General features: G+C 66.9%; 15 protein-coding genes and 1 pseudogene. 8 read left to right on the top strand and 8 right to left on the bottom strand.

Translation table 11 applies throughout. The features are described from left to right. Positions 1–196: pseudogene (locus tag ACVBEQ_RS08505) on the top strand (hypothetical protein); the annotation flags it as partial. Beyond that, positions 193–912 carry a CPBP family intramembrane glutamic endopeptidase gene (locus tag ACVBEQ_RS08510; RefSeq protein WP_447152504.1) on the top strand — a complete coding sequence of 240 codons (720 nt, stop codon included), beginning with the start codon at positions 193–195 and terminating at the stop codon, positions 910–912. The pseudogene ACVBEQ_RS08505 and the gene ACVBEQ_RS08510, both read left to right, overlap by 4 nt. 104 nt (positions 913–1016) lie before the next feature. Here the strand turns inward: ACVBEQ_RS08510 and ACVBEQ_RS08515 are convergent, their stop codons facing one another. Then, positions 1017–1811 carry a hypothetical protein gene (locus tag ACVBEQ_RS08515; protein ID WP_447152505.1) on the bottom strand — a complete coding sequence of 265 codons (795 nt, stop codon included), beginning with the start codon at positions 1809–1811 and terminating at the stop codon, positions 1017–1019. Positions 1812–2204: 393 nt separating this feature from the next. After that, a complete protein-coding gene (locus tag ACVBEQ_RS08520) occupies positions 2205–3134 on the bottom strand; it encodes a transglycosylase family protein (RefSeq protein ID WP_447152506.1) in 930 nt (309 codons plus the stop codon). Positions 3135–3893: 759 nt separating this feature from the next. Here ACVBEQ_RS08520 and ACVBEQ_RS08525 point away from each other — a divergent pair. Continuing rightward, complete coding sequence (locus ACVBEQ_RS08525; protein WP_447152507.1) at positions 3894–4883, top strand: DMT family transporter; 990 nt, start codon at positions 3894–3896, stop codon at positions 4881–4883. Between the two features lie 69 nt (positions 4884–4952). Here the strand turns inward: ACVBEQ_RS08525 and fbaA are convergent, their stop codons facing one another. The 5 genes from fbaA to ACVBEQ_RS08550 all read right to left on the bottom strand — a co-directional run bounded on the left by fbaA (position 4953) and on the right by ACVBEQ_RS08550 (position 10630). After that, on the bottom strand, positions 4953–5987 hold the full coding sequence (gene fbaA, locus ACVBEQ_RS08530) for a class II fructose-bisphosphate aldolase (RefSeq protein ID WP_447152508.1): 1035 nt from the start codon (positions 5985–5987) through the stop codon (positions 4953–4955). Positions 5988–6181: 194 nt separating this feature from the next. Next, positions 6182–7333, bottom strand: a complete 1152-nt coding sequence (locus ACVBEQ_RS08535; RefSeq protein ID WP_447152509.1) for a LacI family DNA-binding transcriptional regulator — start codon at positions 7331–7333, stop codon at positions 6182–6184. Positions 7334–7358: 25 nt separating this feature from the next. Next, the gene (locus ACVBEQ_RS08540; protein WP_447152510.1) at positions 7359–8303 is read right to left on the bottom strand and encodes a carbohydrate ABC transporter permease; all 945 of its coding nucleotides are present in this window, start codon (positions 8301–8303) and stop codon (positions 7359–7361) included. Continuing rightward, entirely contained in the window at positions 8300–9343 is a 1044-nt protein-coding gene (locus tag ACVBEQ_RS08545) for a carbohydrate ABC transporter permease (protein WP_447152511.1), read from the bottom strand. The genes ACVBEQ_RS08540 and ACVBEQ_RS08545 overlap by 4 nt, the downstream gene beginning before the upstream one ends. 108 nt (positions 9344–9451) lie before the next feature. Next, positions 9452–10630: an ABC transporter substrate-binding protein gene (locus ACVBEQ_RS08550; RefSeq protein WP_447152512.1), complete on the bottom strand. Its 1179-nt coding sequence runs from the start codon at positions 10628–10630 to the stop codon at positions 9452–9454. A gap of 43 nt (positions 10631–10673) precedes the next feature. On the opposite strand from ACVBEQ_RS08550, the gene ACVBEQ_RS08555 reads away from it, so the two are divergent. The 5 genes from ACVBEQ_RS08555 to ACVBEQ_RS08575 all read left to right on the top strand — a co-directional run bounded on the left by ACVBEQ_RS08555 (position 10674) and on the right by ACVBEQ_RS08575 (position 14285). Beyond that, entirely contained in the window at positions 10674–10934 is a 261-nt protein-coding gene (locus tag ACVBEQ_RS08555; protein WP_447152513.1) for a hypothetical protein, read from the top strand. Between the two features lie 333 nt (positions 10935–11267). Continuing rightward, positions 11268–11861, top strand: a complete 594-nt coding sequence (locus ACVBEQ_RS08560; RefSeq protein WP_447152514.1) for a SigE family RNA polymerase sigma factor — start codon at positions 11268–11270, stop codon at positions 11859–11861. Further along, positions 11858–12187, top strand: coding sequence for a hypothetical protein (locus ACVBEQ_RS08565; protein ID WP_447152515.1), 330 nt, complete (start codon positions 11858–11860; stop codon positions 12185–12187). Before ACVBEQ_RS08560 ends, ACVBEQ_RS08565 begins: the two co-directional genes overlap by 4 nt. 138 nt (positions 12188–12325) lie before the next feature. After that, positions 12326–13300 (top strand): hypothetical protein, encoded by a 975-nt coding sequence (locus tag ACVBEQ_RS08570; protein ID WP_447152516.1) that lies wholly within the window; start codon positions 12326–12328, stop codon positions 13298–13300. Between the two features lie 295 nt (positions 13301–13595). Next, a complete protein-coding gene (locus tag ACVBEQ_RS08575; RefSeq protein WP_447152517.1) occupies positions 13596–14285 on the top strand; it encodes a DedA family protein in 690 nt (229 codons plus the stop codon). A gap of 88 nt (positions 14286–14373) precedes the next feature. On the opposite strand, the gene ACVBEQ_RS08580 is transcribed toward ACVBEQ_RS08575, so the two are convergent. Next, positions 14374–14646 (bottom strand): hypothetical protein, encoded by a 273-nt coding sequence (locus ACVBEQ_RS08580; RefSeq protein ID WP_447152518.1) that lies wholly within the window; start codon positions 14644–14646, stop codon positions 14374–14376. Positions 14647–14698: the final 52 nt, after the last annotated feature.

The following is a 14698-nucleotide window of genomic DNA, read 5'->3' on the forward strand; positions in this document are numbered from 1 at the left end:
GGCACAGCATTCCGACAAGGCACAGCCCGCGGGCGGGCACTCAGAAGGCGCGGTGCCTAAGAACGGCGCGGCGGCTGAGAACGGTGCGGTGCCTGAGAACGGTGCGGCGTCTGAGAACGGCACGGCTTCCGGCAACGGCTTTGACCACCACCAGGGGGCGGATCCCCGACCCGGACAGGACATTCCGCACCGATGAGGATCTGGCCCGAGCGCTTGGAGAGCGCGCTGCGCCCGGTGCTGGTCGACAAGGTAGAACGCGACCATCGACAGAGCGATGCCGAATTCCTGCGCCGGCGGATCGTCGTCGGCGTCACCCTGGTGGTCGGGGCGACGCTGCTGGGCGTCTCGCTCAACGTGCCGCCGGGCAGCCAGTGGTTCTACCCGCTGACCATCGCGCTCGCCTTCACCTGGGTGATCGGCGGTTTCGCATCGGGTCCCCTGCACCTGGGACGAATCAATTTCCGGGGCGAACTGCGCCGTCCCATCCTGATCCCGATCCTCTTCGGGCTGGCCACGGCCGCCGTCTTCATCGTCGGGTCTGTCATCGTCCGGGAGATCGAGCCACTGCGGGACCTCACCGAGAACGTGCTCGCTTTCGCGCGGTACGGCTCGCTGCCGCTGGTCGCGCTGGTCACGTTGATGAACGGCATCGCGGAGGAGATCTTCTTCCGGGGCGCACTCTTCGCGGCGATCGGCACGCGCCATCCGGTTGCGATCTCGACCGCGATCTATGCTTTGACCACCCTCGCCACCGGCAACCCGATGCTGGTGTTCGCCGCCGTCATGCTGGGGGTGCTGCTCGGACTGCAACGTCGGGCGACGGGTGGAATTCTAGGGCCCATCCTCACCCACTGCACCTGGTCGATGACGATGCTGCTGGTGCTGCCATCGGTCTTCGCCGCGGCGGGTTGACGGCAGGCTGAGCGACTCCCGGTCAGATCTCTCCTGCTCCGGACCGCGGCCGGCCAGGTCGCTCGAGCTCTCCATGGTTCCCACGCCCCGCGCTCCCTGACTCGTCAGGGCTGGTACCGATCGATCCGGACGAAGTCGATGTTGATCTTCACGGAGCACGTCGCGCAGGGCGCCGTCCACGACGCGGACCCGGTCTGGATCACCTGGTGCAGGCTCGCGGTCGGAACGTTGACACCGCTGGTCGCGCCGTAGCGCTTGCCGTCCATCCACATCTCCAGCGTGGTCGGGGTCCAGACCACCATCGTCTCGTGCCAGACGTTCAGCCAGGGTTGAAAGGTGTTGACGTTGATGCCGCACTTCTCCCACGGCTCCCGGCCCGTCGCGGCTACACAGTGGTTGTAGCCCAGGACATTCGGCGACGTTCCGCCGTAGATCTCCGGCCAGTCGACTTCCCCGTCGGCCCAGTCGTTGGAGTCGGGCCACAGCAACGAGGCCCACCCCCATCCCTGGGCGCCGGCGCTGTACGGGACCGCCTTCCACTTCATCACCCACCGGCCGTACGACTGGGACACGTGACCACCGCTCCGCTGCGGCATGAGGGCGGCGGAATAGGCCTGGCCGGCGACGGTTCGCAGATCGATGGTCAGGTAGCCGTTGGCGACCGAGACGGTCCGGTCGGCGTCGTACTTAGCGATCTTGTGGATGTCACCGAAGCCGTCCCGGTCGGTGTGCCAAGCCCGCCACGTGGTGCCGTACGCAGCACCCGGGAACTGTCCCTTCGGCACCGCGGTGACGAAGTTGTCGTAGAAGACGGTGCGCCATCCGGCCGCTGACACACCGGTGGCCGGCGCCACCAACCCCGCGATCACCAGCAGGACCACGAGCAGGTGTCTTCTCATGACCGCAGCACCCTTCGAATGCAGAGCGTCGCGAACAGCACCCGCGTTGGCCTCCGACGCAACCCCGATGTCTCGATCTCCCCGATCAGGCCACCTGGCATGACCGACGGTGAGGACATTGTCGTCCGCGGCGACCGGATCGGTACGCGCCGGCGGGAGATGTGACCACCCCGACACATCCCGCCGACAAGTGGGCCGGACATGCAGAGAGGCCCGGAGCGGCATGCTCCGGGCCTCTCTGTGCACCGCCCCACACGTGCATCGCGCGGGGCGGGCGCGGGCGGAACCGATCAAGTTCCTATCGATGACGTCGTCGCCCGCGCCGAACGTGTTACAGATCTCATTCGACTTGGGGAAAGCGTTACCTAACGTGCCGTCGATGGTCCCAACGGGCTACTTTCCTTCCCATGCGGCCACCCACGTCCGCGCGCCCACGATTCCCGACGGATTGATGCCGTTGCGCTTCTGGAGTTTCACGACGGCGGCCTTGGTGGCGGGACCGTAGAAACCGGTCCCCACGAGGCCGTAGCCCCTGCTGCCGAGCTGCTTCTGGAAGCACTGCAGTTTCGCGTCGGTGTCGCCCTCGACGAACTGCCGCGCCGGCAAGGCGGGTGCCGTGGCACGGCCCACCCCGCAGGACTGGTTGGTCGCCGGGGCAGCCGGTTTGGGTGCAGCAGGTTTCGGTGCCGGTTTCGGTGCCGGGGTGGAGGGCTTGGCGCTGGAGGACCACGCTGCCGCCCAGGTCTTCGGCCCGATGTAGCCGACGACGTTCAGACCCGCCTTGGCCTGCAGATCAAGGACGGCCGCCTTGGTCTTCGGCCCGAAGAAGCCGGTCCCGGTCAGCCCGTACCCGCGCTTGCCCATCTGCTTCTGCCAGGCCTTCAGGGCTTCCGACGAGTCTCCTTCGGCGAACTGACGGCCGGGGTAGGCCGGCGCGCCGCCGGACGGGGCCGGCGCGGGAGTTCCCTCGTCACCACCGGGGCGTCCCTGATTGCCCGGCACCGGCGGGGCGACCCGACTGCGGGCGTCGGAGTCCTCGCTCAGCCCGACCAGGCGCGCGCAGACCCAAGGTCCCCAACCGCGGTTGCGGTAGAGGATCAGCGCCCGGTAGTCCTGTTCCGCGGCCGACGCCTGATGCGGGTATCCGTTGCCGCCGACCGAACGCCAGGTGGACAGATCGAACTGATAGGCGCCGTAGTAGCCGTTCCCGGTGTTGATGTTGTAGCGATTCGTCGACTCACACATCCGGAGCCGGTACCAGTCGTTGGACGAGGGATCGGCCGCCGCTGAACCGGCGAACAACAGAATCCCAGAGGTGAACATGGTCGCGATGGTGGCCGCGATGGCCAGAGCACGCCGCACAGGCGCCCTTCCCCGGTCGACGTCACAGCGCGCGCGCCACCAAGGGCGTGCGTGCGATGCCGGCGGCGGGCATGCCGAAGCCGGTATCGGTTGCGATGCCTCTTCCCCTTGCACGACATCGCGACCAGTTGCGCCCCGCTCGACCATTGCTCGCGTGCGCACGCCGGACTGGAGCGGAGCGGGGAGCCACGCCGTCAGGCGGGCCTCGATGGACGGGACCCGAGCTCACCGTAGTTCACGAGTCACAACTGTCACAAGAGTCCCAGCACATACATACTGTCCCTCTGATGTTCACTGGTAGCGCCGACACGCCGAGTGAGTCACGGATCGGCCGACGTTCGGCCGGACGTTCGGCCCCACAACCGCCCCGATCGACGTCCCCACCGACGCCAGCCGCACGACACGAACCGGCCCGGAACCCGCCCCACCTCGGGGAAGGATCAGCCGAACTGCACGTTCCCGTGCAGAACTTCTCGCCGGTTGCGATCGCTGTGGCGGAAGCGGCCGCCGCAGCACGGTGTTCGAATGAGGCAGTGTTTGACCGCGGTAAGGGCTTGAAAGAGGCAGTGCTTGAACCAGGCCGTGTTTGAACGAGCCGGTTTGAACGAGCCGGTTTGAACGAGCCGTGTTTGAACGAAGCAGGGCCTGAGCGATGCGAACCGGCGGGAACTCCGGTCTGCACGACGACGGCGACGAGCAGAGCACGAAGGACGGGGACACATGACGAGACGTGGTTGGGTGCTGTTCTCCGCGCTCAGCGTGATCTGGGGTATCCCGTATCTGCTGATCAAGGTCGCGGCGACGGACGTCGACCCACTGATCGTCGCGTTCGGTCGCACCTTCATCGCGTCCGTGCTGCTGCTGCCGATCGTGCTCTACCGGCGCCAGTTGATGCCGGTCTTCCGCCGGTGGAAGTGGCTGCTGCTGTACACGGTGATCGAGATCAGCGGTCCCTGGCTGCTTCTCGGGCACGCTGAGACGCGGTTGAACAGTTCCACGGCGGGGCTGCTCATCGCGGTGGTCCCGATGATCGCGGCGATCGTGCTGACGCTCTCCGGCCAGGACCGGCTCGACGGCCGCCGGATCACCGGGCTGGCGATCGGGTTCGCCGGGGTGGCCGCGCTGGTCGGACTGGACATCCAGGTCGACGATCTGGCGGCGGCCGGCGCCCTGCTGCTGGTCGCGGTCGGCTACGCGATCGGGCCGATCATCATCAACCGCAAGCTGGCGGACCTTCCCCCGATGGGCGTCATCGCCGCGTCGCTGATCGTGGCCACCGTGATCTATGCGCCGTTCAGCGTGCCCGTGTGGCCGGACAGCATCACCGCCCCCGCGGTGTGGTCCATCGTCGGACTCGCCGTCGTCTGTACGGCCGTGGCGTTCGTGGTGTTCTTCGCGCTCATCGCGGAGGCCGGGCCGGCGCGGGCGACCGTCATCACCTACATCAACCCCGCTGTGGCCATCACCCTTGGTGTGTTGTTGCTCGACGAGCCGCTGACCATCGGCATGGCGGTCGGTTTCCCGCTGGTGATCATCGGCTCGGTGCTGGCGACCTCGCGACGGCGTGCCCGGTCAACGGTGGAGCCGGCCAGCGCGGCGACCGCCGCCGTACCCGCAGCACCCGCCGTCCCGACGGCACCCGCCGTGCCGGCAGCGCCCGCCGTCCCGGCTGCGCATCGAACCGCCGACGCCGACGGTGCCCGGCCGTGACCTGGCCGGGCGCCGTCGAGGTGGTGTCGTGACCCCGTCACCGGCGTTGGAGCCGGGGACGGGTGGGGATCAGGCAGAAAGCGACTTGCCGGCCGAACCCAACTGCTGGCACGCCTCGACAACCCGGTCGCCCATGGCGATCTCGCCGAGCTTGTTGTACGCGCGGGGATCGTAGGCCTTCTTGTTGCCGACCTCGCCGTCGATCTTCAGCACACCGTCGTAGTGCTTGAAGAAGTGGTCGGCGAGCGGCCGGGTGAAGGCGTACTGGGTGTCGGTGTCGACGTTCATCTTGATCACGCCGTAGGACACCGCCTCCGCGATCTCCTCCGCCGACGAACCGGAGCCGCCGTGGAACACCAGCGAGAACGGCTTCGAACCGGCTGCGAGACCCAGCTTTTCGGCGAGCGCCGCCTGGCCCTCCTTGAGCACCTTCGGCCGGAGCGTCACGCCGCCCGGCTTGTACACACCGTGCACGTTGCCGAAGGTTGCGGCGACGATGTAGGAGTTGTTCTCCGGCAGGCCCAGGGCGTCGAGGGTTGCGATGAAGTCCGCGGGGGTCGTGTACAGCTTCTCGTTGATCTCTGCGACGACGCCGTCCTCCTCGCCGCCGACCACGCCCACCTCGATCTCGAGGATGATGTTCGCCGCCTTGGTCAGCTCCAGCAGCTCCTGGGCGATCTTCAGGTTCTCGTCCAGCGGCACAGCCGAGCCGTCCCACATGTGCGACTGGAACAGCGGCAGGCCGCCGGCCTTGACCCTCTCGGTCGAGATCGCGATGAGCGGCTTGACGTAGGTGTCGAGCTTGTCCTTCGGGCAGTGATCGGTGTGCAGGGCCACGGTGATGCCGTACTTGTCGGCCACCACCTTGGTGTATTCGGCCAGTGCGACCGCACCGGTGACCATGTCCTTGACCTTGGTTCCGGAGGCGAACTCGGCTCCGCCGGTCGATGCCTGGATGATGCCGTCGCTGCCTGCCTCGGCGAAGCCGCGCAGAGCGGCGTTGATGGTGATCGAGGAGGTGATGTTGATCGCCGGGTAGGCGAAGCCGCCCTCCTTCGCGCGATCGAGCATCGCTGCGTAGGTCTCCGGGGTTGCGAGGGGCATGTCTGTTGGTCCTTCCACTGACGTTGATCCGGCGGTGCGGCCGGCTGTCCAATACCGATGTGGCGGCGTCCGGGCCCGGTACCCGCAGAAACGGACCAGCCCGCGGCACAGTATTCCGCATGGCGCAGTTTTGCGGTGGTTTAGGCCGGTCCTGCCTGCACAGCCGGAGAGCTCGCGCGAGAAGCCATGCAAGGTCAGGGATTTGCCCGGACGACGTGCTCGTTCATCTCCCGTTCACCCTCGTCTTCGACGACGACGGGTTTCGGCGGCCGTTTGCCGGTCGATTTGGCCGCCGGTCGGGTGACAACCCGGACCGGTCCGGTCGTACCCCGCCGGATCAGCCCCGAGCCGACAGAGACGACCGACGGCGGGCGCGGCGGAGTGGTGTTGACCTGCTCGAGCAGTAACCGGGCGGCAATCCGCCCCTGGTCACGCACCGGCTGGCTGATCGTCGTCAGGTCGAACAGGTAGGCGAAATCATGCCCGTCCACGCCGATCACCGACAGGTCCCGCGGGATCTTGAGCCCGTGCTCGCGGGCGGCGTACAGGACGCCCATCGCCACCTCGTCGCTGACGGCGAAGATGGCGGTCGGCAGCTCCCGGCCGTTGCGATGGTCGCCGAACAGGCGGTGCACCGCGGCCTCGCCGCCGTCGGTGGAGAAACCCGTGCGTTCGACGAGGGACGGGTCGGGCTCGATGCCGGCGTTCTGCAGCGTCAGGTCGTACCCCCGGTGCCGGTCGACGGCGGCGGTGAAGCCGTGCAGTTCGTCCAAGTCGTCGCCGAAGAACGCGATGCGTCGGTGGCCGAGGTCGAGCAGATGCTGGGTCGCGAGCCGGCCGACCTCGACGTTGTCGACCAGCACCCCGGACATGCCCTCGACGGCGGTGCCGACGGTGACCACCGGAACGCGCAGATCACGGATCGAGACGATCGATTTGTCGGCGAGCGGGACGTTCAGGGCGAGCAGGCCGTCGACCCGCTTGTTCAGGGATCGGGTGTCCAACCCGCCGGCGCGCCGGCCGCCTGCGACACCGATGGGATACAGCAGCAGGTCGTAGCCCTGGGCACTGAGCACCTCCTGGGCGCCTTCGACCACAGCCGAGAAGAACCAGCGGGACACCCACGGGGCGATGACGCCGATCGCGTTCGTCCGGCCGGTGGTCAGCGCCGCCGCGGATGGCGAGGGGAAGTAACCGAGGGCACTCGCGGCCTGCTCGACGGCAAGCCGTGTCGTCGCGGACACCCCGGGGAGTCCCCGGAGTGCCCGCGACACGGTTGCGGGCGAGAATCCCGACAACGCCGCAACCTCGACGATGCCGGCGGGCTCGACACCGGGACCGGACACCGAATTCACTCCGATCCGGCCGACATCAGCCCTTCACGCCTCCGGCCAGGAGGCCACGGACGAAGTAGCGCTGGAGGCCGATGAAGACTGCCAACGGCACCACGATGGAGATGAAGGCGCCGGCCGAGAGCAGCTCCCACTGGGAGCCCTTCGTGCCGGACAGTTCGGCGACAGCGGCCGTGATGGGTCGCAGGTTGGGTGACGGCGCGAACACCGTCGCGACCAGGAGGTCGTTCCAGACCCACAGGAACTGGAAGATCCCGAACGCGGCGATGGCCGGGACGAGCAGCGGCATGAGCACGACGAAGAAGATCTTGACGTGCCCGGCGCCGTCCACCCTGGCCGCCTCCACGATGGAAGCCGGAACTTCCTTCATGAAGTTGTGCAGCAGGAAGATCGCCAGCGGGAGCCCGAAGATCGTGTGCGAGATCCACACCGGCCAGAACGAGTTCTGCAGGCCGAAGCTGACGAAGATCGTCTGCAGCGGGATCAGGGTGACCTGGATCGGGACGATCTGCAGGGCGAACACCGCGACGAACAAGGCGTTCCTGAACGGGAACTCCACCCAGGCGAAGCAGTACGCCGCGAGCAGCGCCAGGCTGATCGGGATGATCACCGCGGGGAAGACGATCACGAACGAGTTGATGAAGAAGTTGCCCAGGCCGCCGGCTGAGTTCGACCAGGCGTTGGTGTAGTTCTCGAACGTGATGCCGGGGTTGGCGAAGAAGGTCCACCACCCGGAGGTCTGGATCTCCGAGACCGGTCGGAACGAGGTCACGAACAGGCCGAAGGTGGGGATCGTCCACAGGATGGCGAGGATGATCGCGATGCCGGACGCCCACGGCGACGACAGTTTCGTCTTCGCGTCCTGCAGCCGGAGCTGCTTCTTCAGCTGTCTCGGAGTGAGCCGTTCCTCCGGAGTCGCATCCGTGGTGATCGGCAGCTCGACAGCACTACCCGACATGCTCATCGCATTTCCTCCGAAAGCCGCATCTGCCGAACGTTGTAGACGATCACCGGGACGATGATGATGAACAGGATCACCGCGAGAGCGGCACCGACCCCGACACCGGCTTCGCCCTGGCGGAACGACTGGGTGTAGAACTCGTTCGCCACGACCGAGGTGCCGAAGTTACCGCCGGTCATCGTCCGGACGATGTCGAACGCCTTGAGCGAGCCCATCGCGATGGTGGTCAGCACGACCACCACGGCGGGACGGATGGTGGGCACGGTGACCTTGCGGAACAGCTTGAATCCGGTGGCACCGTCGATCTGCGCGGCCTCGACGATGTCGTCGGGGACCGACTTGATGGCGGCGGACAGCACGGTCATCGCGAAGCCGGCGTTGATCCAGATCATCACGGCGATCAGGAAGAACGTGTTCCACGGCTCGGTGATGATGAATTGATAGGGGTCCAGTCCGACCCACACCAATATCTGGTTGAGCAGGCCGATCTGCGGGGAGCCTTCCTGCCGGTACTCGTACATGAACTTCCAGATGATGGAAGCGCCGACCATCGAGATCGCCATCGGCAGGAAGACCAGCGCCTTGGCGAGCTTCTCACCGCGGGTGCGGTCCACCAGAACGGCGTAGATCAGCCCGAAGCCGGTGGCAACGACAGGAACCAGGATCACCCACCACACGGTGTTGATGAGGACCTTCTGGAATCCGGGGTCGGTGAAGACCTTGCTGTAGTTGGCGAGGCTGAAGACGAGCTCGCTGGATCTTTGACCTGTCTGCGGGTTGATGACGGGTTTGCCGTCAGGCCCGACCGCCGCCTGCGAGACCTGGAACGACCGGTACGCCGTACTCAGCGCCGGATAGAACAGGCCGATCGCCAACGCAATGGTCACCGGTCCCAAGAACCCGACGACCACCAACCAGTTCGGCACATTCGGCCGGTCGATGATCCAGAGGATCAGCGACATGATCGCGACGAACAGCACGATCGCCACGATCATCACGAGGAACTTGTCGAAGATCGACTCAGGCCTCAGAAACCAGTCCACTGCAGCTCCCTTTCCTGCGTTCTGGCGCTGCCCCCGCGGTAGGCGCGGCAGACCGGCCGGAGCCGGTCGACCGCGCCACCACGGGGTCAGACGTCGAGGGTCATACCGTCAGCTTGCGGGCCAGGCGGCATCGATGTTGGCCAGGGTTGTTGCATCGTCCTGACCGGTGATCCATGCGGTGAACTGCTTCCATTCCGCGTCCGAACCGACCGCGGCCGGCATCAGATCGGAGGCGTCGAACCGGACCACCGTGTCCGGGTTCTGGAACACGGTCAGTGCGGTCTTCTGGATCGGGCTCGCCACGCTGGAGGCCTCCAGACCGAGGTTGGAGGAAATCCAGCTACCGGCCTGCGCGCGGGTGTTCGCGAAGTCCGGGGTTGCCAGGTAGTACATGAACGCGGCCACCTCGGGACGGTCGGCGAAGGCCGCCCAGAAGGTGCCGCCGCCGAGGACGACCTGACCGAAGTCGGTCGTGATCGGCGGGAAGTAGAACGCGTTGATGTCGCCGTCCGGACCGAGCTTCTTACCCTTGAAGTTCGAGTCGAAGTTCGCGGCCTGGCGGGACATCGTGCATTCCCCGTTGATCAGCAGCGGTGCCACGTCGTTGAACTCGGTCGAGGCGATCGTCGCCACGTCACCCAGGCCGGCGTTGACGTACTTCGGGTTCTTGATCAGCTCACCGACCTGCTTGAGGGCGTCGGCAATCTGCGGATCGCTGAACTTGACCTCGTGGCTGACCCACTGGTCGTAGACATCAGGTCCGGCAAGACGGAGGACGTACTCCTCCAGCCAGTCGGTGATCTGCCAGCCGGTGGCCTCACCGGACTTGATGCCGATGCACCACGGCTTCTCACCGGTCGCGCCGATCTTCTCGGTCAGCGCGGTCAATTCCTCCCAGTTCGTGGGAATCTCGTAGCCCTTTTCCTCGAAGGTCTTCGGCGAATACCACACCAGCGACTTGAAGTCCGCATTGTTCGGGATCGCGAACTGGATGTCGTTGACGGTGCCGTACGTCATCCAGTCTTCCGGGAAGTACTCGTTGCCCAGCGTCTTGGCATCCTCGGCGAGCGGTTTGACCGAGCCGGTCGAGTTGACGATCTGGCTGAGCAGGCCCGGCTGCGGGAAGATTGCGACGTCCGGCGGGTTACCGCTCTGGATGCGAACGATGACCTGGGCTTCGAACTCCTTGGAGCCCTCGTAGTTCACCGCCGCGCCGGTGCACTCGGTGAACGGCTTGAACGAGTCGACGTAGGGCTGGTCCTCGGGCGCGACGATGGTTGCGTACACCCCGACCGTCTTGCCGGTCAGGTCGCCGTAGGTGGACTTGAGGGTGTCGCACCATGGGATCGACGCCGGCTTGGCACTGCCGCCGGGGGCGGCGCTTCCGGAGGCTCCGGACGCTGCGCTGGATGCCGCGCTCGACGCACTCGACGGAGCACTGGAAGCCGCGGTATCGGCGGCGCTGCTGGCCGCCGGTGCCGCACTGCTACTGGACGTACCACTGTCAGAACTGCTACCGCACGCCGTCAGCACCAGCGCGATGGCGCTGACACCGACGATGGTCGCCGTGAACTTCTTTGCCGGTCTGTAGGTCACTCGGCCGACCTCCGTTTCTATGTGTAGACGTGTGAGGGCGCTCACACACCAAAGGAATGGAAGCGTTTTCAACGGTTTTTCGCAAGTGCAGAATGCGTCCCGGTCGTAACGATTGAGTAACCCACCTGTGACGCCCACGGAGCGACGACCAGAGCCATCCGGGGGATGCCTCCGTCCCGAACAGTCCATATGGTCCCTGCGCCACAGCTTCGCGCGGCGGCGGTCCCCGCCCCCGACCCGTCCGTGCCAGGATCGTGCGAAGGGTGTCACCCATGGGTGGCATCGCCACCCAGCCATCGCCTGGCCCGACGAACGGAGCGACCGCAGGATGACGGAACGGGTCGAACCGGAGTCCGAGGTCGAGCGGACGCTCGGCACTCTCGCGAGCCTCAACCCCGCGTACGTCACCGATCACAGCGACGAACCCGCCCCCGCGCCGATCACCATCGACGACCTGTACCGCACGCACCGCATGCAGATGGTCCGGCTGGCCATCCTGCTGGTGGATGACATGGCCAGTGCCGAGGACGTCGTGCAGGAGGCCTTCGCGGGCCTGTACAGGAACTGGGGTGGTCTGCGGGACCGGAACGCGGCCATCGGTTACCTGCGCACCGCGGTCGTCAACGGATCGCGGTCGATGCTCCGCCGCCGGCGGACCGCCCGGGCGTACGTTCCGCCGGACCCCGGCACCGCACGGTCGGCGGAATCGCTCGCCATGCTGTCGACCGAGCACCAGGCGGTCGTGACGGCGCTGGGCGATCTCGCCCCGCGGCAACGCGAGGTACTGGTGCTGCGGTACTACGGCGGCCTGTCCGAGGCCGAGATCGCCGAAGCGACAGGACTTTCCAAGGGCACGGTAAAATCAACCGCGAGCCGTGCGGTCGCCAAGCTGGGCGACATCATGCGGACAACGCATTCGTGAGCGACGACCCCGCCGGCGCCCGGGGCAGCGCCGGTCAGCCTGAAGCCTCCGCCGGTCGGAAGGCTCAGGAAAGCGCCTCCGAGGACTCGCACGCCGAGCAGGTGCTGTCCCAGGCGTTGCGGCTGATGGCCGGCGGAGAGGCCGGCCGTTCGGGGACGCCGGGCATTGAGTTGGGCGCTGCGCCCGGCTCGCCGTCCGCCGCCTCGTCCTCCGCTCCGTCCGCCGACTCACGCCGGAGGCTCAGCACCGGGCAGTTGCTCCTGCTGGCGGCGATCCTGGGGCTCTTGGTCGGGATCGCAGCAGGTTTCGTCTCCCTGCTGCTCTGACTCCGGGCTGCTGTGATCCGGGCTGCTCCGATCGCGGGCCGCTGTGATCCCGGGCTGCTCTGATCCCGGGCCGCTGTGATCCCGGGCTGCTCTGATTCCGGGCTGCTCTGATTCCAGTCCGGGGCCTACCTTGGTTGCATGGATCGGCGGCTCATCGGAGCGCTGTTGGTCGTCATCGTGCTCTGCGGGGCGATGACTGTCCCTGTGATGGGCGGACTCCGGACCCCGGGATCGGCGGCGGCTGCCCCACCGCAGCCCGCTCCGCACCTCGGCGATTGCCTGCGCGAGCGGCCCGCCGCTCTCAACGCCGCACCCATCGGCCTGCGCCCGACAGCACCCGCCGAACCCGAGTCGGAACGCGCGCCGGCCCTCGGCCCATTGGGACCCACTGTCGTGTCGTGCGGAAGCGGATCGGTTGCCAGCGAGGTGATCCTGACCATCATTGCGGACGGCGAACCGGCCGATCTCGAGGGCGCCGTGGACGACAGCGGCATCAATTGCAGGTTGTCGGCGCTGGCGTATGCCGGTCTGCGGTCGGCCGGGTCCTCGGCGGAGGCCACGCTGCCGTTGAGCATGCCGGACAGCGGCGCCGACGGTCCGGTGACCTGGAAGATGACGGTCAACGTGCGCACCACCTGGGTCTACCCCTCGACGCTGCAACGAGCTGACGGCCAACGATGGGCAGCCTGCGTCGCGGCACCGCCCGTCGACCGTCGGTACGCGGGCTCGCTGGCCGGGGCGCTGAGCGGCGGCCGCCTCCCGCACAACTTCGGCACCTGCTGGTACGCCGCGGTCGTCACCCCTGCCGTCGAGTCGGTCGACTGCGGCCGGCCGCATCTGTCCGAACTGCTCTCGGCGGGGATCATCCGGGAGAACACCACGGTGACCACCGGCGAATTGCGGGATTCCTGCACCCGGCTGGCCGTTGCCGCCACCGGACGCGCCGACCCCACCGACGGCGGCCGCCTGCTGATCCAGACCTCGCCGGAGCGGATGTACGACTCGAAGCTCGACCGCTCGGTCAGCGTGCTCTGCTACCTCACCAGCGCCGACCAGCCCCTGACCGGCTCGCTGATCGGCCTTCACGACCTCCCGGTTCCGTTCGCGAAATAGCCCGCGGGATTTGTCGGGCATCGCCGCGGACCGTGTTGCAGGTACTCGACCCCACTCGCGCCCGACCACACCCGCCCGCCGAGCGTCGAGTGACGTTTCAGCAGGGAAAACGGGGCCGCCGGGGCCGGTTATCCCTGCTGTCATGGCACTGGACGGCGGGTCGCGGTGTGGCGACCATCGAGCGGGACGAGCACCGGGATCGGCCGGCCGACGAAGGTTGTCTGCGGGTGCGAACTGTCTCATCGCCGCCCGATCACACCGGAAGTGGAGAATCCACCCGATACCCTTGGAACCCGTGACCACTCAGTTAGCGCTCCTGCCCGGATGGCTCGACCCGTCGAACCTGATCAACGCCATGGGCACGTGGGCCGTGCTGGGCATCATGTTGATCATCTTCGCTGAGTGCGGCATCCTCCTCGGCTTCTTCCTGCCCGGCGACACGCTGCTGTTCGTGTCCGGGTTGTTCATCGCGACCGGCGCCATCGACGCCAACCTGTGGGTCTTCATCGCGCTCGTCTCGCTGGCCGCGTTCGTCGGCAACATGGTGGGCTTCGCCATCGGTTGGAAGATCGGACCGCCGGTCTTCTCCCGGCCGAATGCCAAGTTCCTCAAGCACGAGTACATCGAGAAGTCCGAGGCGTTCTTCGCCAAGTACGGCAAGATCACGATCGTGCTGGCGCGCTTCGTGCCGGTCGTCCGCACGGTGGCGACGGTCATGGCCGGCGCCTCGCGGATGAACCCAAGGATCTACACCCTGTACTCCGCCATCGGCGGCGTGCTGTGGGTCGGCACTGTCACCATCGCCGGCTACTACCTCGGCCAGATCGACTTCATCGCCAAGAACGTCGACCTGATCGTGCTCGCCGCTGTCGTCATCGTCGTCCTCTTCAGCGCTGTTCCGGCGATCGCACACTGGATGCACCGCCGCCGCAGCGGGCCGGCCGGAACCTCCGCTTCCGGCGCGACCGAAACCGCCCTCGACTGACGCTCCCGCGCTGACCTCCGTCCAGCCCGGGCGGGTCGGCCGGTCGATCAACAGGTCGCGGCGAGCCGACGCAAGCACAGACTGGCGGTCAGGCCGGTTCGCACCAGGAATCCGGCAGCGAGACCTCGACCCCGACGAAGGTCGTCGACGTCGAACAGGTGGAGTCCTTGACGCCGTTCGCGAAGTCGATGACCTTCTGACGCTGCTGCCAACCGATGAAGATCAACACGGCCGCCAGGACCAGGGCGATGATCTTGCCGACGATCTTCTTGATGATGATCGCGGCCACGATCCCGATGACGCCGATGGCGATGAGCACCCAGGGCGCCGTGCTCTGGATGGTCTGCAGGTCCACGGTCACCGGGGCAATCTACCGAAACAGCACAGAGCCCGACCCGCCTGAGCGGGCCGGG

This window comes from Nakamurella sp. GG22, from assembly GCF_052976845.2.

Bases quoted from the DNA above. Each gene is read 5' to 3' on its own strand.
- ACVBEQ_RS08510 (WP_447152504.1), top strand. From the start codon at position 193: ATGAGGATCTGGCCCGAGCGCTTGGAGAGCGCGCTGCGCCCGGTGCTG.
- ACVBEQ_RS08515 (WP_447152505.1), bottom strand. From the start codon at position 1,811: ATGAGAAGACACCTGCTCGTGGTCCTGCTGGTGATCGCGGGGTTGGTG.
- ACVBEQ_RS08520 (WP_447152506.1), bottom strand. From the start codon at position 3,134: ATGTTCACCTCTGGGATTCTGTTGTTCGCCGGTTCAGCGGCGGCCGAT.
- ACVBEQ_RS08525 (WP_447152507.1), top strand. From the start codon at position 3,894: ATGACGAGACGTGGTTGGGTGCTGTTCTCCGCGCTCAGCGTGATCTGG.
- fbaA (WP_447152508.1), bottom strand. From the start codon at position 5,987: ATGCCCCTCGCAACCCCGGAGACCTACGCAGCGATGCTCGATCGCGCG.
- ACVBEQ_RS08540 (WP_447152510.1), bottom strand. From the start codon at position 8,303: ATGAGCATGTCGGGTAGTGCTGTCGAGCTGCCGATCACCACGGATGCG.
- ACVBEQ_RS08560 (WP_447152514.1), top strand. From the start codon at position 11,268: ATGACGGAACGGGTCGAACCGGAGTCCGAGGTCGAGCGGACGCTCGGC.
- ACVBEQ_RS08570 (WP_447152516.1), top strand. From the start codon at position 12,326: ATGGATCGGCGGCTCATCGGAGCGCTGTTGGTCGTCATCGTGCTCTGC.